At 62.3% G+C, this 20,599-nt stretch carries 20 protein-coding genes; 6 read left to right on the top strand and 14 right to left on the bottom strand.

The features are described from left to right. Positions 1-34 precede the first annotated feature (34 nt). Positions 35-1,864: an alkaline phosphatase family protein gene (locus SFY93_RS16635; RefSeq protein ID WP_320443898.1), complete on the top strand. Its 1,830-nt coding sequence runs from the start codon at positions 35-37 to the stop codon at positions 1,862-1,864. A gap of 48 nt (positions 1,865-1,912) precedes the next feature. Here the strand turns inward: SFY93_RS16635 and SFY93_RS16630 are convergent, their stop codons facing one another. The 4 genes from SFY93_RS16630 to SFY93_RS16615 all read right to left on the bottom strand — a co-directional run bounded on the left by SFY93_RS16630 (position 1,913) and on the right by SFY93_RS16615 (position 3,574). Next, a complete protein-coding gene (locus tag SFY93_RS16630; RefSeq protein WP_320443897.1) occupies positions 1,913-2,284 on the bottom strand; it encodes a helix-turn-helix domain-containing protein in 372 nt (123 codons plus the stop codon). Between the two features lie 10 nt (positions 2,285-2,294). After that, a complete protein-coding gene (locus SFY93_RS16625; RefSeq protein WP_320443896.1) occupies positions 2,295-2,597 on the bottom strand; it encodes a type II toxin-antitoxin system HigB family toxin in 303 nt (100 codons plus the stop codon). Between the two features lie 94 nt (positions 2,598-2,691). Then, entirely contained in the window at positions 2,692-3,258 is a 567-nt protein-coding gene (locus tag SFY93_RS16620) for a hypothetical protein (protein WP_089267327.1), read from the bottom strand. A gap of 100 nt (positions 3,259-3,358) precedes the next feature. Beyond that, the gene (locus SFY93_RS16615; RefSeq protein ID WP_089267221.1) at positions 3,359-3,574 is read right to left on the bottom strand and encodes a hypothetical protein; all 216 of its coding nucleotides are present in this window, start codon (positions 3,572-3,574) and stop codon (positions 3,359-3,361) included. Positions 3,575-3,641: 67 nt separating this feature from the next. Between SFY93_RS16615 and SFY93_RS16610 the strand changes: the two genes are divergently transcribed. The 3 genes from SFY93_RS16610 to SFY93_RS16600 all read left to right on the top strand — a co-directional run bounded on the left by SFY93_RS16610 (position 3,642) and on the right by SFY93_RS16600 (position 6,567). Then, on the top strand, positions 3,642-4,301 hold the full coding sequence (locus SFY93_RS16610; protein WP_320443895.1) for a peroxiredoxin: 660 nt from the start codon (positions 3,642-3,644) through the stop codon (positions 4,299-4,301). A 332-nt stretch (positions 4,302-4,633) separates the two neighbouring features. Beyond that, positions 4,634-6,130 carry a cryptochrome/photolyase family protein gene (locus SFY93_RS16605; protein WP_320443894.1) on the top strand — a complete coding sequence of 499 codons (1,497 nt, stop codon included), beginning with the start codon at positions 4,634-4,636 and terminating at the stop codon, positions 6,128-6,130. A 74-nt stretch (positions 6,131-6,204) separates the two neighbouring features. Then, complete coding sequence (locus SFY93_RS16600) at positions 6,205-6,567, top strand: hypothetical protein (RefSeq protein ID WP_068730647.1); 363 nt, start codon at positions 6,205-6,207, stop codon at positions 6,565-6,567. Positions 6,568-6,649: 82 nt separating this feature from the next. Here SFY93_RS16600 and SFY93_RS16595 read toward each other — a convergent pair whose 3' ends face one another. Beyond that, positions 6,650-7,537, bottom strand: coding sequence for a DMT family transporter (locus SFY93_RS16595; RefSeq protein ID WP_320443893.1), 888 nt, complete (start codon positions 7,535-7,537; stop codon positions 6,650-6,652). Between the two features lie 101 nt (positions 7,538-7,638). Here SFY93_RS16595 and SFY93_RS16590 point away from each other — a divergent pair, with 101 nt between their 5' ends. Beyond that, positions 7,639-8,766, top strand: coding sequence for an S-(hydroxymethyl)glutathione dehydrogenase/class III alcohol dehydrogenase (locus SFY93_RS16590; RefSeq protein WP_320443892.1), 1,128 nt, complete (start codon positions 7,639-7,641; stop codon positions 8,764-8,766). Positions 8,767-8,846: 80 nt separating this feature from the next. Here the strand turns inward: SFY93_RS16590 and SFY93_RS16585 are convergent, their stop codons facing one another. Then, positions 8,847-9,857, bottom strand: coding sequence for a bile acid:sodium symporter family protein (locus SFY93_RS16585; RefSeq protein WP_320443891.1), 1,011 nt, complete (start codon positions 9,855-9,857; stop codon positions 8,847-8,849). A gap of 98 nt (positions 9,858-9,955) precedes the next feature. On the opposite strand from SFY93_RS16585, the gene SFY93_RS16580 reads away from it, so the two are divergent. After that, positions 9,956-10,819, top strand: a complete 864-nt coding sequence (locus tag SFY93_RS16580; RefSeq protein ID WP_320443890.1) for a LysR substrate-binding domain-containing protein — start codon at positions 9,956-9,958, stop codon at positions 10,817-10,819. Between the two features lie 42 nt (positions 10,820-10,861). Here the strand turns inward: SFY93_RS16580 and SFY93_RS16575 are convergent, their stop codons facing one another. From SFY93_RS16575 to eda, 8 genes are all read right to left on the bottom strand, one after another. After that, the gene (locus SFY93_RS16575) at positions 10,862-12,940 is read right to left on the bottom strand and encodes an acetate--CoA ligase family protein (protein WP_320443889.1); all 2,079 of its coding nucleotides are present in this window, start codon (positions 12,938-12,940) and stop codon (positions 10,862-10,864) included. Next, the gene (locus SFY93_RS16570) at positions 12,937-13,305 is read right to left on the bottom strand and encodes a Zn-ribbon domain-containing OB-fold protein (RefSeq protein ID WP_320443888.1); all 369 of its coding nucleotides are present in this window, start codon (positions 13,303-13,305) and stop codon (positions 12,937-12,939) included. The genes SFY93_RS16575 and SFY93_RS16570 overlap by 4 nt, the downstream gene beginning before the upstream one ends. Beyond that, positions 13,302-14,438, bottom strand: coding sequence for a thiolase family protein (locus SFY93_RS16565; protein WP_320443887.1), 1,137 nt, complete (start codon positions 14,436-14,438; stop codon positions 13,302-13,304). The genes SFY93_RS16570 and SFY93_RS16565 overlap by 4 nt, the downstream gene beginning before the upstream one ends. 166 nt (positions 14,439-14,604) lie before the next feature. Next, positions 14,605-15,771, bottom strand: a complete 1,167-nt coding sequence (locus tag SFY93_RS16560; RefSeq protein ID WP_320443886.1) for an acyl-CoA dehydrogenase family protein — start codon at positions 15,769-15,771, stop codon at positions 14,605-14,607. 3 nt (positions 15,772-15,774) lie between these two features. Further along, positions 15,775-16,998, bottom strand: coding sequence for a CaiB/BaiF CoA transferase family protein (locus SFY93_RS16555; RefSeq protein ID WP_320443885.1), 1,224 nt, complete (start codon positions 16,996-16,998; stop codon positions 15,775-15,777). Between the two features lie 142 nt (positions 16,999-17,140). Continuing rightward, positions 17,141-18,694, bottom strand: coding sequence for a class I adenylate-forming enzyme family protein (locus SFY93_RS16550; protein WP_320443884.1), 1,554 nt, complete (start codon positions 18,692-18,694; stop codon positions 17,141-17,143). 21 nt (positions 18,695-18,715) lie between these two features. Continuing rightward, a complete protein-coding gene (locus SFY93_RS16545; RefSeq protein WP_320443883.1) occupies positions 18,716-19,885 on the bottom strand; it encodes an acetyl-CoA acetyltransferase in 1,170 nt (389 codons plus the stop codon). A 48-nt stretch (positions 19,886-19,933) separates the two neighbouring features. Continuing rightward, complete coding sequence (eda, locus tag SFY93_RS16540) at positions 19,934-20,596, bottom strand: bifunctional 4-hydroxy-2-oxoglutarate aldolase/2-dehydro-3-deoxy-phosphogluconate aldolase (protein WP_320443882.1); 663 nt, start codon at positions 20,594-20,596, stop codon at positions 19,934-19,936. Positions 20,597-20,599: the final 3 nt, after the last annotated feature.

Below are 20,599 nucleotides of genomic sequence, written 5' to 3'. Positions count from 1 at the left end.
GGATCGGCCGAGTTCTTTCGAAGCGAGGTTTTTCATGCGCTGCGCCACCATCCTCTCCCTCAGTCTTACTTTTATATCCGCAACAACGGCTTTCGCCCAAAACAGCCCTCCCCGCAACCTCATTTTGTTCGTACCTGATGGGCTCCGGGCGCTGAAAGTGACGCCGGAAACGGCGCCTGCGATGTCCGCAGTGCGGGATAAAGGCGTCAATTTCCGGAACTCGCATTCGCTGTTTCCGACCTTCACCATGGCCAATGCGTCGGGCATGGCGTCCGGCCATTATCTCGGCGATACCGGCGTGTTTTCGAACTCGATCTATACTGGCCACCCCACCCTGGTGCAGAACAACAGCCCGATCCCCTTCATCGAACACGACCAGGTGCTGGGCGACCTCGACGAGCAATTCAACGGCGACTACCTCAATGAGGAAACGCTGCTGAAGGCCGCGCGCAAGGCCGGCTATTCCACCGCCGCGATCGGCAAGGTCGGCCCGACGCTGATGTTCGATCACACCGAACGCACGGGCAAGGAGACGATCACCATCGACGACCAGACCGGCGGCATCGACAAAGCAGGCAAGCTGCTCGGCATTCCGCTGTCGGACGAGATGAAGGACGCCCTGACGAAGGCCGGACTGGCGGTGGAAACACCGGGCCGCGGCGACAATGGCAAGGCGGGCGACGCCAAGACGCCCGGCACCACGGAAGCCAACATCAAGCAGCAGGCCTATATGGCCGATGTCGCGAGCAAAGTGGTGCTGCCGATGTTCAAGGCACGCAACAAGCCGTTCGTGCTCATCTTCTGGTCGCGCGATCCCGATGGCACCCAGCACAACCAGGGCGACAGTCTCAACAAGGTGACGCCCGGCATCAACGGCCCCTCGTCGCTCGCCTCGATCAAGAATGCCGACGACAATCTCGCGCAGCTGCGCAAGACGCTCGACGATCTCGGGCTCAGTGCCAATACCAACATCATGATCTCGGCGGATCACGGCTTCTCGACGATCTCCAAGGAGAGCAAGACCTCGGCGACCATCAAGGGCACCTATGCGGATACGCCGGAAGGCTTCCTGCCGCTGGGCTTCCTGGCCATCGATCTCGCCAAGTCGCTCGACCTGCCGCTGTTCGATCCCAACGACAAATTCGCTGCCGTCGCCGACAATGCGTATCCGAAAGCCGGCAATGCCTATATCGGCAAGGACAAGGACAAGCCCGAGCTGATCATCGCCACCAATGGCGGCTCCGACCTGATCTATCTGCCGACCGGCGACAAGGACCTCGCCGACCGCACCGTAAAGGCGCTGCTGAAACAGGATTACATCAGCGGCATCTTCGTTGAGGACTCGCTGGGCTCCTTCCCCGGCGCGCTGGCACTGTCGTCGATCAACCTGTCCGGCAAGGCTGTCACGCCGCATCCCGCGATCGTCGTCTCATTCCGCTCCTATTCGGAGGGCTGCGAAGAGCCGGCGGCCTGCCAGGTCGAGGTCGCCGACACCGTGCTGCGTCAGGGCCAGGGCATGCATGGTTCGTTCGGGCGCGGCGATACCCACAACTTCATGGCGGCGATCGGTCCGGACTTCAAAGCCGGCTTCGTCGATCCCCTGCCGGTCAGCAATGCCGATACCGGCATGACCGCCGCGCATCTGCTCGGTCTCAAGCGCGATGCCAAAGGCAGCCTGATCGGCCGTGTGATGAGCGAAGCGACGGTGACGGGCGAGACGCCGACGGCAACGACCGACGTGATGCGTTCGGCGCCCGACGATCAGGGTCTGGTCACGGTGCTGCAACTGCAGAAGGTCGGCGAGCACAAGTATTTCGATGTCGCCGGCTTCCCGGGCCGGACTGTCGGCCTCGACGCGAAGTAAGAGACAGCCCCAACAAAAAACGGCAGAGCCACGCTCCGCCGTTTTCTGTCAAGCGGCAGATCGGATTGGCCGCACCAGAAGATCGGCGGGAATTTTCCATGCTTCGCTGATCTTGTGAATCATCTCGACGGTCAGCAGCCGACGGCGATTGAGCAGCTCGGATGCACGTGATCGCGAGCCGAGCAGTTCGGCCAACTCTGCCTGAGTATGACCGAGTTCATCGATCGCATAATTCAACAGATCGACGGGATCGGATGCGTCGACAGAAGGCCAGCGCGTCTCTTCATATTTCTCGACGAGTGTTGCGAGGACATCGAGCTTATCGCCGTCATCCGTACCTGTGGCAGCGCCCCACAGTCTCTCGATCTCGCGCAAGGCGGCCATATGATCGTCGTCATTCCGAATAGGGCGGATATCCATGGCCTGCTTCCTAGAACTGCGAAACTGTCAAAGCATCGATGCGATCATATTCGGCGTGCGAACCAATGAATTTGATGAACGCGATGCATCTGCGAAAATCGAAAGCGACGATCATCCGAAAATTGCCGCCAGCAACTTCAAACCTGACGCGTTCTCCATTTAGAATCTTCGCGCCCGGAGCTGCCAACCGGATATCCTCCATCGAGCCCCATGCGGCAGCACGCACCAGTGATCTCCACCGGTGCAGCGATGCCTTGGTCTCGGGATGCGTTTGCGCATATGAGGCAAGAACGCTCCACGCAATGATCCTCATGATTATAAATTATGTTCCCAAAACGGGAACATCGCAACAAAAAACGGCGGAGCCATGCTCCGCCGTTTTCGTATTCTGACGATCTGCGACCGGCTTACATGCCGATGTCGAACACGTTCGGCAGTTGCAGCGTCGCGGCACCGACCACGGTCGTGACCAGCGTCATGACGGCGGCATTGCTGACGCGCTTGGCGCGCATCTGCGACGCGATCCATTCGAGCACTTCGATATTCACGCCAACGGCCTTGGTCGGTGCCCAGGTCTCGATGGCAACATCGGGCGACAGCGCCACCGCACGCGGCGGCACCGGCAGGCCCGACGCGGACGCCGCGTGATGCACGACAGCCTTGGCGAACAGGTCGTCGAAACGTCCGTCATCGCTGCGCTCGGCCGCCGCTTCGTTGATCGCGAACAGTGCCTCGGCCTCGTCGCGGCTGACCGGCTGGCTGGCCAGTGCCGACGCACCCAGGATGCGCTCGCACCAGGCGGCGTCATCGGCATCGAGCGCACGGGAGAAATGGATACGGCCACGGGTGGTCGGGCCTTCGCCGGTGATGACGCCGTCGCGCACGACGGCGAGGGCCTGCGCCGCAGCGCGATGATCGTTGATGGAGGACGTTTCGATGGCGCCGAATACGTCGGCAGCGGCAGCGGATGACATTTCAAGCTCTTCTGTTTGCAGCATATTTCTCAACATAGCCCAGCAATTCCATGGGCGACTTAACGCTTGGTTAAGAGATCGACAGGAGTTCTTCTTATCCCTAACCGTTGCAGTTCAGTCGCGCCGAGACGCTGCTGGGTTCGATCAGATGTGGCGATGCGGTCAGGCGGGATTGCGCCGCGCGGGAGGCAACATCACGGCATCCGATAACATCATGTTGCGTGGGTATTTTGCCGCAGCCGCCTTGCGTGAAACTGAATGCCAGTGCGCGCCGAATTTGAAGAAAGTTCTTGTCCTTTTTGCCGGACAGTTCCATTTACCAGCGTGCGCCTTTATAATGGCCCACGAAATTCATCTGTAATCAGAATGACATGAGGTCCATCATGACGCTCCAGATCAACGCCGTCGCCCCCGATTTCGACGCTGAAACCACGGCTGGCCGCATCAAGTTCCACGACTGGATCGGCGATAGCTGGGCTCTTTTGTTCTCGCATCCGAAGGACTTCACCCCGGTCTGCACCACCGAGCTCGGCGCGCTCGCCAAGCTGCAGCCGGAGTTCGACAAGCGCGGCGTCAAGCTGATCGGCCTCAGCGTCGACCCCGTGCACAAGCACGCGCTGTGGGTCGACGACATTAACGAAACCCAGGGCGCCCGCCCGACCTTCCCGATGATCGGCGACACCGACCTCAAGGTCTCCAAGCTTTACAACATGCTTCCGGCCGACGTGGCGGGCGATGCCGACAGCCGCACCGCCGCGGACAACGCCACCGTGCGCAACGTCTTCATCATCGGACCGGACAAGAAGATCAAACTGGTGCTGGTCTATCCGATGACCACCGGTCGCAACTTCCAGGAAATCCTGCGCGTGATCGATTCACTGCAGATGACCGCCAAGCATCGCGTCGCTACGCCGGCCGACTGGAAGCATGGCGAGGACGTCATCATCGCCGGCTCCGTCACCAACGACGAAGCCAAGACGATCTATCCGAATGGCTGGAAAGAACCGAAGCCTTATATCCGCATTGTGCCGCAGCCGAAGTAACGCTGCGACTGATTTGCAAGAACGAAAGAGGCGCCGCGAGAGATCGCGGCGCCTCTTTTCTTTGCCCCGTCGAATCGATGCTGCAGTCATGGGGTCGCCTTCTCCACGTCCTTGCGGGGAGCTCTCGCGACGAAGCCGAGGAAGAGCAGATCCAGCGGCGGCATGACGGATCGACCTCGTCACCCAGAGATCGGCGTATCGGTTCGAAATAACTTCCAGTACCAATTCGGTAATAAATATCCTGATACTAGGCGCCCATGAGCGCAGGGTTGCAAAGACTCTCGCGGTATTCGCGGCCGGATCAATCACCCGACATCCGCGTTGGATGAGTGATGACCGATCAATCTTCGACCTCAACACCGACGCAGGCACCTATCGTCGTCTGGTTTCACGACGACCTTCGTCTGTCCGATCACCCTGCCCTTCATGCCGCAGCCAGGCGCAGTGTGCCGGTGATCTGTCTCTACATCCTCGATGAACAGAGCAAGGCACTGAAGCCACCGCAGGCGCGGCCGATGGGCGGCGCGACGAGGTGGTGGCTGGCGCAGTCGCTGCGCGCGCTCAGCGCAAGCCTCGACGCCATCGGCGGCACACTGGTGCTGCGCAAGGGCGCTGCGGCCGACGTCATTGTCGATGTGGCGCGCGCAGTCGATGCCAGCCACGTCTTCTGGAACGAGATCGCGCAGGCGCCGCATCTCGCGGTCGCCGATGGCGTCACCGAAGCGCTCGCCGATCTCGATATCGGCACGCAGAGCTTTCCGGGTGACCTGCTGGCGCATCCTGCGACCATCCGCGCCAAGGAGACCGCCAGCAAGGAGAGCCGCGGCCTGCGCGTGTTCACGCCGTTCTGGCAGCGCGTTCAGGCGCTGGGCGAACCGGCGAAGCCGCTTCCGGCGCCGAAGAAACTAATACCCGCACCGAAAGTGAAGAGCGACAAGCTCGCCGACTGGGCGCTAGAGCCATCGAAGCCCGACTGGGCCGGCGGTCTGCGCGAGACGTGGACGCCAGGCGAAGCCGCCGCGCAGAAACATCTCAAGCGCTTCCTCAAGGAGATCGCGGGCTATAGCAGCGACCGCGATCGGCCTGACCGCGAGATCACGTCGCGCCTGTCGCCGCATCTACGCTTCGGCGAGATCAGTCCGCGGCAGATCTGGACTGCCGCGTATTTCGCAGCTGCAGAACATCCGCAGCACAGTAGCGACATCGCAAAGTTCATGAGCGAAGTCGGCTGGCGCGAGTTTTGTCGCCATCTGCTGTTCGATGTTCCCGATTTGGCCACGCGCAATCTGCAATCATCCTTCGATGAGTTCCCATGGAAGACTGATCGCAAGGCGCTGCGCGCGTGGCAACGCGGTCTGACCGGCTATCCGATCGTCGATGCGGGCATGCGCGAGCTCTGGCACACCGGCGTGATGCACAATCGCGTACGCATGGTGGTCGCATCCTTCCTCGTCAAACATCTGCTCATCGACTGGCGCGAGGGCGAGAAGTGGTTCTGGGATACGCTTGTCGACGCGGATGCGGGCAGCAATCCCGCCAACTGGCAGTGGGTCGCAGGCTCCGGCGCGGATGCAGCACCCTACTTCCGCGTCTTCAATCCGATCCTGCAGGGTGAGAAGTTCGATCCCGGTGGTGTCTATGTCAGGCGCTGGATACCCGAACTGACAGAACTATCCACAAAACATATTCATCAGCCTTGGACAGCTTCACCGCTCGAACTCAAAAACGCGGGAATCACTTTAGGCAAAGACTATCCGTCGCCGATCGTCGATCACAAAGTCGGTCGCGAGCGCGCATTAAAGGCGTACACAACGATACGAAATAGTTGACTGTCGATGACACACTCTTCAACACGCGCCCGAATCGGACTAACGTGAAAAAGTCGACAATGTTGGGGGATGCTATGAACGACGACACTCCAGTCCTGGAGCAAGTGACGGACGCGCTTAGCAGCGCAGCCGACGCGACTAAGGAAGTCGCCACCTCGGTGGCGAAGAAGGTCAAGAAGGCCGCAAAGAAAGTCGCAAAGAAAGTGACCCCGGCTAAGAAGACGAAGAAGTCCACCAAGAAAACTTCTGCGAAGAAATCTTCAAAGAAGAAAACCCAGAAAGCGAGACCAATGGCTAAGAAAGCAGTGAAGAAGACCGTCAAGAAGGCCGCCAAGAAGACCGTGAAGAAGGCTGCCAAGAAGACCGTGAAGAAGGCCGCCAAGAAGGCCGCTCCGAAGAAGGCCAAGAAGGCCAAGAAGGCTGCCAAGAAGAAGTAAGCTTCTTCGCAGATGTGAAAGCCTCCGGGTCCAAGCCCGGAGGCTTTTTCATGTCCGGGGTCTGGATTGACGCAGGATGGCGTCAGGCCTTCGCGCGGTTGACCAGCAATACCGCAGCGCCGCAGGCAATCATGCCGATGATGGCGACGGCATCCAACTTTTCACCAAACAGAACGAACGCCATCAGTGCTGTCACGGCCGGCACCAGATAGAACAGACTCGCCACCTGGCTCGAGGCCTGGCGCCGGAGCAGCCAGTAGAGCAGCCCGACGGTGCCGATCGACAGCACCACCGCGAGCCACACCACCGACAGCACGAACTCCGCCGACCAGTGGATCACATTGGTCTCAAGGGCCCACGCGCCGATGCCTAGCATAACCATCGCCGAGATCTGCTGGATGAAGCTGCCGGTGCGCCAGTCGATGCCGCCGCAATAGCGCTTCTGATAGAGCGTGCCGACGGTGATCGTGATCAGCGAAACGCCGGACGCAAACCATCCCCAGCCCGCCTCGCCCGTCATCGGGCGACCATGCAGGATCAGCAACACACCGGCGAGACCGAGCGCCACCCCGCCCCATTGCAGCAGCGTGACGCGCTCGCCGAGAACGCGGCTGGCGAGGATCGAGGTGAGGATCGGCTGCAGACCCGGGATCAGCGCCGACAGACCGACCGGGACCTTGTGCGCGACAGCAAACACGGTGCCGGCAAGATAAAGCCCCTGCACCAGCAGCCCGGCGATGATGCTGTGGCCGATGCCCGCGCGATCCGGCCACGCCGGTCGGACCCATGCGACGATCACCGCCATGATCGCGACCACCAGCATCATGCGCATGGTCAGATAGGTCAGAGGTTCGGTACCGTTCAGCACATACTTGGTGCCGATGAAGCCGGTGCTCCACAGCAGTACGAAGACGATGGGCGCGGCGCGGCCGATCAGGATTTCAAGATCGCTTTTCTGAACCTGTTTCATGGGCTGCTCAGTGCCCCATCATGTGCTAAGCGGCAATGGCTGTTTGCGCGGACCTGCCGCCTGACATCACGACACCGAGACCATTATCGAAGGAATTTGCCATGGACGTTCACGCCGCCGTTGCCATCAGTGCCGGGAAGCCGCTGGAGATCACCACCGTTCAGCTCGAAGGCCCGCGCGACGGCGAAGTGCTGATCGAGATCAAGGCCACCGGCATCTGCCACACCGACGAGTTCACGCTGTCGGGCGCCGATCCCGAAGGTCTGTTTCCGGCGATCCTCGGCCATGAAGGCGCCGGCGTCGTCGTCGATGTCGGCCGCGGCGTCACGTCGGTGAAGAAGGGTGATCATGTCATCCCGCTCTACACGCCAGAATGTCGCCAGTGCCCGTCATGTCTGTCGCGCAAGACCAATCTCTGCACGTCCATTCGCGCGACGCAGGGTCAGGGCCTGATGCCCGATGGCACCTCGCGCTTCTCGCTCGAGGGCAAGCCTGTTCACCACTATATGGGGACCTCGACCTTCGCCAATTACACCGTGCTGCCGGAGATCGCGGTGGCGAAAATCCGCGAGGATGCGCCGTTCGACAAGGTCTGCTATATCGGCTGCGGCGTCACCACCGGCATCGGCGCGGTGTTCAACACCGCCAAGGTCGAGCAAGGCGCCAAGGCGATCGTGTTCGGTCTCGGCGGCATCGGCCTCAACGTGCTGCAGGGTCTTCGTCTCGCCGGCGCTGACATGATCATCGGCGTCGACATCAACAATGACCGCAAGGCGTGGGGCGAGCGCTTCGGCATGACCCACTTCGTCAACCCGAAAGAGCTGGGCAAGGATCTGGTCCCGCATCTCATCGACATGACCAAACGCGGTGCAGACCAGATCGGCGGCGCCGATTACACCTTCGACTGCACCGGTAATGTCACTGTCATGCGTCAGGCGCTGGAAGCCTGCCACCGCGGCTGGGGCGAATCCATCGTGATCGGCGTGGCGCCCGCCGGCGCGGAAATCTCGACACGCCCGTTCCAGCTCGTCACCGGCCGTGTCTGGCGCGGCTCAGCCTTCGGCGGCGCCCGCGGCCGCACCGACGTGCCGAAGATCGTCGACTGGTACATGCAGGGCAAGATCCAGATCGACCCGATGATCACCCACGTGATGCCGCTGAGCGACATCAACAAGGGATTCGATCTGATGAAGCGCGGGGAGAGTATCCGCGGTGTGGTGACGTTTTAAGCGCATCCGCCGCTCTGAATAAAGACGGCGCGCGAAGCCAACGAGCTTCGCGCGCCATCCTTAACCCAGCGAGCGACGCCTCACGTCGACAGCATCGCGGCTTCGCCTTCGATACCCTGCTCAGCCCGGCGCCTCGCATAGCGCCGCGCAAGGATCGCGCAGACGAACAATTGAGCCTGATGAAACAGCATGATCGGCAGCACGATCAGGCCGAGGGCGTGACCCGGGAAAAGGATCGCGGCCATCGGAATGCCGCTCGCCATGCTCTTCTTTGATCCGCAGAAGACAATGGCGATCTCATCCTCGGTCGAGAAGCCCATCCAGCGGCTAGCCAGCATGGTCGAGACGATCACAACTGCAAGCACCGCCAGATCGATGGCGAGAACCCCTGCGAGAGTACCGACCGAGAGCTGGCCCCAGATTCCCTCGACCATGCCGGCGCTGAAGGCGGCATAGACGATGAGCAGCACGGAGCCGCGATCGACCGCCGAGGTGAGACGCGAATGGGAGAGCAACCACGCACCGACCCAGGGGCGGATCAACTGCCCGACCACGAAGGGCGCGACGATCTGCGCGGCAATCTCCTCAAACGCCACGATGGAGAATCCGCTGCCTGCCGAAGACAGCAACAGCGCAACCAGGATCGGCGTGAGCACGACGCCGAGAAGATTGGAGACCGATGCGCTGCACAACGCCGCCGGGACATTCCCGCGCGCGATCGCGGTGAAGGCGATAGATGATTGTACGGTGGACGGCAGCAGACACATGAAGAGAAGACCGGTGGCGAGGTCGGCTGGCAAATACGGACGCAGCGCGAGACTCGCCGCAACGCCGACGAGCGGAAACAGAAGATAGGTGCTGGAGAACACCATCGACTGCAGCCGCCAATGCAGCAGGCCCTCCTTCACGGCGGTCGGCGACAGGCGCGCGCCATAGAGCAGGAAGAGGAGCGCCACAGCAGCGGTGACGGTGTGATCGACATAGACAGCGGCATCGCCGCGCGCGGGCAGCACGGCAGCCAGCGCGACTGTTGCTGTCAGCCACAACAGGAATTGATCGATCGGTAATTTGATATGGCGGCGTGTGATCATAGCGATGAGCCTCTGTTTGATGGCCCAGATCTAATTTCTTCCGCCTTAATGCAAAATCCCCATAACAACGATATCAATCATCATGTATCGTGATGATCATGGATCATGTGCCAGTCGACCTGTTGCAAAGCTTCGTCGCGGTTGCCGATGCCGGGAGCTTCACCGGCGCGGCCCGTCTCCTCGGGCTGCAACAATCGACCGTCAGCCAGCACATCCGGCGCCTCGAAGAGCAGACCGGCCGTCGCTTGTTCGACCGCAGCACCCACCGGGTGGGCCTCACTCCGGATGGCGATGTTCTGCTCGATCATGCGCGCTCGATCCTGGAACGCTATGCCCATCTGCAGCAGTACCTGTCGGCTGCGCCGCTGCGCGGCCGGTTGCGGTTCGGCGCATCGGAAGATTTCGTGTTGTCGGCATTGCCGAACGTGCTCGCCGCTTTCGCGCGCCGGCATCCGGAGCTTGATATCGAACTGCATTCGGGACTGAGCGAGGATCTGCGCACGTCATTCGATGCGGGTCGACTGGATCTCGCACTGGTGAAGCGGCGAGATGGCGACAGCCGGGGCAGGATTGCATGGAAAGAGCCGATCGAATGGATGGCACATCCCGAATTCCGGCTCGATCCCGACAGTCCCTTGCCGCTCATCCTCTACCCGCCGCCCAGCATCACACGCGTCGGCGTGCTGGAGACTCTCGAAGCGGCGGGGCGACGATGGCGCATCGCATTCACGAGCGCCAACGTCTCCGGCCTGAGCGCTGCGGCGCGTGCCGGCATCGGCCTGTTGCCACATTCAGTCCGTTTAATGCCGCCCGGTTTGACGATCCTGCCGTCTCGTGAAGGCCTTCCGAAACTGCCTGACATTCAGTTCGCGGTGATCTTACCGGACCACCCACCACCTGCCGTCGAAGCGCTCGCTACGACCATCATGAACTGGGCCGGTCCGCGCGATCGGCAGAGCTAACGGATCGTCCTTCTCTCCGGCTGGCCGATCTGTCCAGGCGCCCTACTCGCCCTTGAACACCACGGCGTCCACCACGACGCAGCCGTTCGTATTCAGCATCACCGGATTGAGGTCGATGCTCATCACCTTGGCGGACGTATCCGCCATCAACTCTCCGATCTTCACCATCGCATCGACCAGCGCATCCACATCCATCGGCGGCTCACCGCGGACGCCTTCGAACAGTGGCGCGATGCGCAGCTTCGCCAGCGCGCGCTTGGCATCGTCCCTGATGAAAGGCGGCAGCAACAGTGTGGTGTCCTTGAACACCTCGACATATTTGCCGCCGTCGCCAACCATGACCACCGGGCCGAAGACGGGATCACGATGCGCGCCGATCACGATCTCGCGGCGACCGCCGGTCATGGCGGCGACGATGACGCCGTCGAAGCGCGAACCCTGCTTACGGATGATCTCTTCCATCTCGGCATAGACCTCACCGACCGCCTCGCGCGAGGCGACGCCGAGCTTGACCAGTCCAAGTTCCGACTTGTGGGCGATGTCGGCCGAGCAGCCCTTCACCACCACTTTGCCGCCTATGGTATCGAATGCCGCCTCGGCTTCAGCGCGGGAATGCACGAGTCGATACGGCACCACCGGGATGCCGCGCGATGCCAGCAGAGCGAGGCTGTCGGCTTCATTCATCATCACGGTCTTGTCGGCCGAGATCAATGTGGACGACGGAACTCGCTTGCGCGCCTTCACGCGCGCCATCAGCTCATGATGCGACACATATTGATTCAGCGCGGTGACCGCCTCGACCTCGGTCGGGAACACCGAGACACCCTGGGCCTGGAACTCCTTGGCGACGCTGGGCTGCGTCGCGGCGACCACCAGCGGCTTGCCGGTCTGCTCAGCGAAAGCGGCACTGTCGCGCGCGAAGGCCGGGACGTCGTAGCCCGGGCCCGCCACGGGCACGCCAATGACAAAAGCATCGGCCGCAGGATCTTCGGCGATCACCGGCAGGATGTCGCCGAACAGCCGGCTGTTCGACAGCAGCGCCGCGGTGAGATCGATCGGGTTGGTCGTGGTGGCGAAGCTTGGCAGGATGCCCTTCAGCTTCTTGTCGGTCTCGGGTGCCAGCTTGGCCATCGGCATGCCGACGGTCGAAGCAGCATCCGCGGTCATCACGCAGACCGCGCCGGAATTGCTGATCGCGACCAGGCGACGGCCCTGCGGCTTCCAGCCCTTGAGATAAAGCTCCGTGGCCTCGACGAGGCCGCGCATATCCGGCGCGCGCCAGATGCCGTGATGTTCGAGGAAGGCGTCCACGACGCGATCCTCATTGGCGAGCGCACCGGTATGCGACTGCGCCGCCGCCTTGCCGGCATCGGTGCGGCCGGATTTCAGCGCGATAATCGGCAGGTTGCGATGGAGTGCGACTTCGGAGAGTTCCTCCAGATACTTCTTCTCCGGAATGCTCTCGAGATAGAGCAGCATCAGCTTCACTTCCGGATCTTCGGCCACCGCGATGGCAAGTTCGCCGACGGTGATGTCCGAGTCATTGCCGGTGGCGTGGCTGTGACGGACGCCGATGCCCCGCGGATTGAGGAAGCCGACCGGCACCGTGGACAGCGCGCCGCTCTGGCTGAGCATGGCGACATGGCCTTCGACGCACTCGAACTCCATGAACATGGTGGAGAACGACGCAATGGCGCCGGTGCCGAAATTGGCGAGGCCCTGTGTATTCGGGCCAACGATGCGCATGCCGTGTTTATGCGCGATCTCGACCATGCGGCGCTCTTTCGCCTTGCCGGCGACCGCGTCGACCTCGCCAAAGCCCGAGGCCATCACCAGTGCGATCTTGACGCCGGCCTTGGCGCAATCCTCGACAGCGCCGATGACATTGTCGCCGGCGACGGCGACGATCACCATTTCCGGCGCTTCCGGCAGATCGGCGAGGCTCTTGTAGCACTTCTCGCCCTGGATCTCCGTGCGCGACGGATTGATCGGGTAGATCTTGCCCTTGAAGCCGAACTTCTGGAGATAGTGGACCGGACGGCCGCCGACCTTGTTGGGACTTTCCGAGGCGCCGATGATGGCCACGGATTTCGGATCGAGGGCAAAGCGCAGGCGGCTCATTGAGGAGTCTTTTCGAAGAACGGTACGAGGCGGCCGGTGAATTGCCGGTAGACGGCTTTCACTCTGTCGCCGATGACGAGATCGTTGGCGCCGTGGGCCATCATACGAAAGCCTTCGGCGGTGTCGATGAGCAGAATATTATAGGGCACATGCTCGCGCGCTTCCGGCGTCCCGGCGCGCAGTACGAGCGATGTCGCATAGACGGTGCCCTCGCCGCTCGCTTGCTTGTCGTCGAGATCGGGCGACCCGCAGGCCGCGCAAAAACTGCGACGGAAATACTGGATCGACTGGCAGGCGCGGCAGGACTGATAGCTGATGGCTTCAGTCCCGGTGGTCCAGTCGACGGCAGGCTTGAGCTCGCTCATGATACGCGCTCCAGGAACATGCTGACATGGGACGACAGCACACCGCCGTCACCGTGCAGCAGCGCGACGGAAGCATCCCTGACCTGACGGTTCTCGGCCCTGCCCGTCATCTGCAGATGTGTTTCGACGAGATGCGCCATGGCACCACCAACGCCGCAATGGCCGTAGCTCAGTAGACCGCCATGGGTGTTGAGCGGCATCGCGCCGTGCTGGCTGAAGTGACCGGCGCGCACTTGCGCCGCTGCCTCGCCGCGGCCGGCGAGACCGAGATCTTCCAGCAGCATCGCCAGTGTGATGGTGAAGCTGTCATAGACCGCGGCATAGCGCACGTCGGAGATTTCGATGCCCGTCATCTTCTTCGCGCGCGCGATGGCGATCTCGGCGCCGAGTTCGGACAATGCCGGCGCAGCGGTAATGTGTTGATGCGTATGTGCCTGCGCAGCGCCGCGGACGCGGATTTTGGTTGAACTGGTCGGCTCATAGCTGACCACGAAGGCCGCGCCGCCATCGGACACCGGGCAGCAGTCGAGCAGTTTGAGCGGCGTGGCAATGGTCTTCGAGGCCATCACGTCGGCGACGGTGATCGGTTCGTGAAACTGCGCACCGGGATGAGTCAGCGCATGCTTGCGCATCAGCACGGCGAATTCGGCGAGGTCTTCCTGCGTCACGCCGTATTCGTGCAGGTAGCGGTTAGCAACGAGGCCGTAATAGGCCGGGATAGTCGGGCCGAGCGGCACTTCATAGGTGGGATGGCCGACTTGGGCCAGCGCCTGGATCGAGGCATCGCGGCTCTGGCCGGTGAGCCGGTTCTCGCCGCCAACCACGAGGACGTGTCTGGCGACGCCGCCCTCGACAAGCTGATGCGCCAGCATGGCCATCGCCATCCCGGTGGCGCCACCGACCTGGATGGCATGGGCATAGGATGGCGTGATGCCGAAATGCTCGGCAAACACGGTGGCCAGCATGATATGCGGCATGGTGGTGGAATAGCCGCACAGGAAGCCATCGATATCGCCACGCTTGAGGCCGGCATCGGCCAGCGCCAGCTCGGCGGCGCGGCTCATCAGGTCGATGGTCGATGAGCCCTCGTGCTTGCCGTAAGGGAGAAGACCGACGCCGGTGATGTAGCTCATGCGTCGCTCCAAACTCGATTGTCGTCCCCGCGGAGGCGGGGACCCATAGCCTCGGGAAGCGAAGTTAGAACGCGGCCGCAACCACAGCGCCTCACTACAAACTCGGAGGTTATGGGTCCCCGCCTTCGCGGGGACGACATGCTGAGCGTGTTGGCGCGATCACGCATCAATACGACTTCGGCAAACCGAGCGCCTTCTCGGCGATGAAGCTCAGGATCAGCTCGCGGCTGATCGGGGCGATACGCGGGATCAGTGACTCCCGCAAATAGCGCTCGACGTGATATTCCTTGGCATAACCGAAACCGCCATGGGTCATCACCGCCTGCTCGCAGGCGTGATAGCCGGCTTCGCCCGCGAGATACTTCGCCGAATTCGCGGCAGGGCCACAGGGCAGTCCCTGGTCATATTGCCAGCCGGCCGACAGCACCATCAACCAGGCGGCTTCGAGCTCCATCCAGTTCTTCGCCAGGGGATGCTGGATCGCCTGGTTCTGGCCGATCGGGCGGTTGAACACGTTGCGCACCTTGGCGTAATCGGCCGCCTTCCTCAGTGCAGCCTTGCCGAGACCGACGGCTTCCGCGGCGATCAGGATGCGCTCGGGGTTCATGCCGTGCAGGATATATTCGAAGCCGTGCCCCTCTTCGCCGATGCGATCCTCGACCGGAATTTCGAAATCGGCAATGAACAGCTCGTTGGAGTCCACCGCCTTGCGGCCGAGCTTCTCGATCTCGTGCACGGCGATCTTGGAACGGTCGAGATCCGTATAGAACAGGCTGAGCCCATGCGTGGGACTCTTCACGTCTTCCAGCGGCGTGGTGCGCGCCAGCAGCAGGATCTTCTCGGCGACCTGTGCGGTGGAGATCCAGACCTTCTGGCCGTTGACGATGTAGCGATCGCCCTTGCGCACGGCGCGGGTCTTGAGCTGCGTGGTGTTGAGGCCCGTGTTCGGCTCGGTCACCGCGAAGCAGGATTTCTCGGTGCCGTCCACGATGGGCGGCAGCATGCGCGCGCACTGTTCGGGCGTGCCAAACACCACCACCGGATTGAGGCCGAACACATTCATATGCACGGCTGACGCACCCGACATGCCGGCGCCGGATTCCGAAATCGCCCGCATCATGATCGCGGCCTCGGTGATCCCCAAACCCGAACCGCCATATTCCTCGGGAATACAGATGCCGAGCCAGCCGGCATCGGCCATCGCCTTGTGGAAGTCGATGGGGAAACCGCCCTCCTTGTCCTTCTTCAGCCAATAGGCATCGTCGAAACGCACGCAGATCTTCTCGATGGCGTCGCGGATGGATTCCTGGTTGGTGTCGAGGGCGAAATCCATGTGTTACAGCTCCGACGTATCTGGGATAGCGGCCTGTCGGAGCACGCCATCCTTGTGCATTTTCTCGATCTGATCGGCCGTATAGCCGATCTCGGCCAGCACCTCGGCATTCTGTTCGCCGAGATGCGAGGCAAGGCGCGTCGGATTGACCGGGGTCTTCGACCAGGTCGCCGACACCTTCATGCTGCGGATCGCACCTTCGGTCGGATGCTCGACCTGCTGGAAGAAGTCGGTCGCCAGCATATGCGGATCCTGCATCATGCTTTCCAGCGTGTGCATCGGGGTTGACGGCACGTCGGCGTCATCGAGCAGCTTCGCCCATTCCGCCGTCGTCCTGGTCTTGAAGATGCGCGACAGTTCGGCATTCACCGTGTCGATATGCTGGATGCGCTGCGGGAAGGTCGCGAAGCGCGGATCGTCAAACAGCTCCTCGCGGCCGACATGCTTGAGGAAGCTCTTCCACTGCTTGTCGTTATAGACCATCGCGCAGATATAGCCGTCCGAAGTCTGGTACGGCCGGCGGTCCGGCGACAGGTGACGGCCGTAGCCGCCCTTGTCGAGCGGCGGATCGTAAGTGAGGCCGCCCATGTGGTCGCCCATCATGAAGCTCGCCATGGTCTCGAACATCGGGATGTCGACGCGCTGGCCCTCGCCGGTCTTGTCGCGATGCACGACGCTGGCGAGGATGGCGCCAAGCGCGGTGAGCCCGACGATGCGATCGACCAGCGCATTCGGCACATAGCGCGGCACACCGTCACTGCTGATGCGCGCATTCAATGCGGGCAGCGCGGTGGCACCCTGGATCAGGTCGTCATAAGCGGGCTTGGCGGCATAGGGGCCGGCCTGGCTGAAGCCGAACACGCCGGCATAGATCAGCCGCGGATTGATCTTGGCCATGACGTCATAGCCGAGATTGAGCCGCGCCATTGCCGCCGGGCGGACATTGTAGACCAGCACGTCGGCGGTCTCGACCAGCTTCAGGAGTGCCGCGCGGCCCTCTTCCTTCTTGAGGTCGATGCAGACGCAGCGCTTGCTGCGATTGGTATTCAGGAAAATCGGGCCCATCCCGGGATTGCGCATCGGCCCGATTGACCGAACCACGTCTCCATCGGGAGACTCCACCTTGATCACATCGGCGCCGTAGTCACCCAGCGTCTGGGTGCAGTAAGGCCCCATCATCACCGAGGTCATGTCGATGATCCTGATCCCGTGGAGTGGTCCCGTCAAAGTCGTTTGCTCCCGAAAGCGTGTGATCAGGCGCCAGTGCGCCCTGTTGCCTTCGTCTTAGCGGGAGGCGTTCGGCGGGCGCAAGGGCGCCAGACGCGGGGCCGTATGCGTGGGATGCCGGTACGCGTCAAAGTGGTAACGACTAGCCGGCCCCCGCTGACGCCGAAGCGCGCATCATCTCCCGCAGCTCGGTCTTGAGCACCTTGCCATAATTGTTCTTCGGCAGCGCATCCAGATAGACGTAGCGCTTGGGGCGCTTGAAACGGGCGATATTGGCGAGGCAATGCGCGTCGAGCGCAGCGTCGTCAGCCGACGCGCCAGGCTCCAGCACCACACAGGCGACCACAACCTCGCCCCAGTCCGGCTCGGGCACGCCAATCGCCGACACTTCCCGCACGGCGGGATGCGTCAGCAGCGCCTCCTCGACCTCGCGCGGATAGATATTGGTACCGCCGGAAATGATGACGTCCTTGGAGCGGTCGGACAGCGTGAGAAAGCCGTCTTCGTCAAGCCGGCCGACATCGCCGGTGCGCAGCCATCCGTCCTTCAGCGTCTCGGCATTGGCCTTGTCGTTGTTCCAGTAGCCGAGCATCACGGCCGGCCCCTTGGCTTCGACCTCGCCGGTTTTGCCCACCGGCAAAGGCTTGCCGTCGGCATCGGTAATCCGCACCGACATCACGCTCTGCGCCGGGCCGACCGAAGCAAGGCGTTCGAGATAGCGCGGGTGTTCGGTATCGGCGTGGAAGGCGCGCGGCAGCGAGGTGATCGTCATCGGCGATTCACCCTGGCCATAGATCTGCACGAAGCGCTGCCCCATGGCCGCGATGGCGTCGCGAATGTCAGCCAGATACATCGGCCCGCCCCCATAGACGATGGTACGGATGCCCTCGCCGGTCTCGCCACGCTTCTTCGCCGCATCGACCAGCCGGCGCACCATGGTGGGTGCTGCAAACATCGCGACATCGCCGAGCGCCTTGCCGAGATCGAGCACTTCATCGGGCTCGAAGCCCTGGCTCTCCGGCACGACGTGGCGCGCGGCCATGCGGACATGGATAAAATTGTACAGACCGGCGCCATGCGAGATCGGCGCGGCATAGAGGATAGCGTCCTTCCGGTGGACCTGATCGACATCGGCGAGATAGCACATGGACATGGCCACCAGATTGCCATGGCTGAGCATCACGCCCTTCGGCCGCCCAGTGGTGCCGGAGGTGTAGAACAGCCAGGCGAGATCGTTGTCGTCACGGGACAGTGGCACTGCGGACACCGGCTCGCCATGCTGCAATTCGTGAAACGTCTCGCTGTCGATGGACAGCATCTGCATGCCGGTCGGCAGGTCTTCCTCGACCTGAACCAGTGCCGACCGGCTGTCGTCGTCGACAAAGGCCAGCCTCGCGCCGGCATTGTCGCAGATCCACGCGGCCTCGCGGCCATGCAGCTTGGCATTGATCGGGATGACGACAGCGCCGATCCACCACACCGCATACATGCATTCGAGATATTCGGTGCAGTTTGACGCGAACAGTGCGACGCGGTCGCCAGGCTGAATGCCGTAATCGCGCACGAGGCCAGCACCGATGGCCGCGGCGCGGCGCGCAAAGGTTTTGTAGTCAGCCTGGACCGTGGTGCCGGTCAGCAGCGCCGGCGCCTGCGGATGCAGACGCGCCGACAATGCCAGCCATTGTGCGACATTCATGGTGTCGCCCTCGCTTGCGCGTTACTTCGCGGGCTCGAGGATCGAAACGTAGTTCGCCACTGCGGCGCCACCCATATTGAAGATGCCGGCGAGTTTTGCATTTTTGATCTGCATGCCCTCTGGCGCCTGACCCAGCAATTGCATCGCGCTGAGCACATGCATCGACACACCGGTGGCGCCGATCGGATGGCCCTTGGCTTTCAGGCCGCCCGACGGATTGACCGGCAGCTTGCCGTCCTTCTGGGTCCAGCCTTCCTTGATGGCGCGTGCACCCTGCCCGCGCGGCGTCAGGCCCATCGCTTCATATTCGATCAGCTCGGCGACGGTGAAGCAGTCATGGGTCTCAACGAAAGAGAGGTCGCCGATCTCGACGCCTGCAGATGTCAGCGCCTTCTGCCAGGCCACGGTGCAGCCCTCGAATTGAAGGATGTCGCGCTTCGACATCGGCAGGAAATCCTGCGCATGGCCGGTGGCCTTGATGTTGACCGCCTTGCCCATGGTCTTGGCGGTCTCGGAATCCGTCAGCACCAATGCCGCGGCGCCGTCGGACACCAGCGAGCAGTCGGTGCGCTTCAAGGGGCCCGCGACGAACGGATTCTTGTCGCTTTCGGAGCGACAGAATTCGAAGCCGACATCCTTGCGCATCTGCGCATAGGGATTGTGGACACCGTTGGCGTGGTTCTTGGCGGCAATCATGGCCAGCGCATCGGACTGGTCGCCATATTTCTGGAAGTATTTTTGCGCGATCCCGCCGAACACACCGGCGAAGCCTGCGGGCGTCTCGCCGTCTTCCGGCAAGTAAGAAGCGCGCAGCAGGTTCTTGCCGATTTCAGGTCCGGGCGTGCGGGTCATCTGTTCGACACCGACCACGAGAACGATCTTGGCAGCCCCGGCGGCGATCGACTTGATGCCCTGATGTACGGCGGCCGAACCGGTGGCACAGGCATTCTCGACGCGGGTGGCGGGCTTGAAGCGCAATGCGGGATCGGCCTGCAGCACCAGCGACGCGGTAAAGTCCTGCGGCGAGAAGCCCGCATTGAAATGGCCGAGCACGATTTCATCGACATCACTGGCGGAGATGCCCGCATCGGCCATGGCTTCGGTCGCGACGCGAACCACCATGCTCTCGACGGTCTCGGCGTCGAATTTTCCGAAAGGCATATGCGCCCAACCAACGATGCTGGCAGTCATGGTCGTCTCCCCTTCGATTTCAAGTATTGAGCCCGTTATAGCCCGGCTTCATGGCGCTTGCAGGGTTTTCATAGTCCGCGCGCACATGGCCGTTATGCCTGCCCAGTCGCCGGAATGTACCATCGACGACGGACAGATCCAGGACCCGCCGACCGCCAGAACCATCGGCTCGCTGAGCCAGCTCGCCGCATTGGCCTCGCCGATCCCGCCCGTAGGGCAGAATTTCACGTCAGGAAATGGCCCGCTCCATGCCCGTAGCATCGCGATGCCACCGGCCTGTTCCGCGGGGAAGAACTTGAGCACATCAAAACCGCGTTCGCGCGCCTGCATCAGTTCCGAGGCCGAGGCGACGCCCGGCAGGAATGGCAGATCGCTGGACGCTGCGATGTCCAGCAATTCGCGCGTCGCGCCGGGACTGACCGTGAACCGCGCCCCGATGGCATAGGCCTTCTGGAAATCCGCCGGCGTGAGCACCGTGCCGATGCCAACAATGGCCTCCGGCACTTCGGCGATGACGGCCTTCGCCGCCTCCACCGCAGCCTCGGTGCGCAAGGTGATTTCCAGCGTGCGGATACCGCCGGCGACCAGTGCCCGCGCAAGCGGTACGGCGTCGGCGACACGTTCGATCGTGAGCACGGGAACGACGAATGCTGCCTTCAGCAGCTTTCGCAGATGATCCTGACGCCGACCGATATCGAGAGGCTTGTTCATGCG

Origin of the sequence: Tardiphaga sp. 42S5 (genome assembly GCF_034044155.1) — a bacterium.
Classification (GTDB): Bacteria; Pseudomonadota; Alphaproteobacteria; order Rhizobiales; family Xanthobacteraceae; genus Tardiphaga; species Tardiphaga robiniae.
The sequence above is the reverse complement of the archived record's forward strand: the minus strand, read 5'-3'. Positions and strand labels throughout refer to the sequence as shown.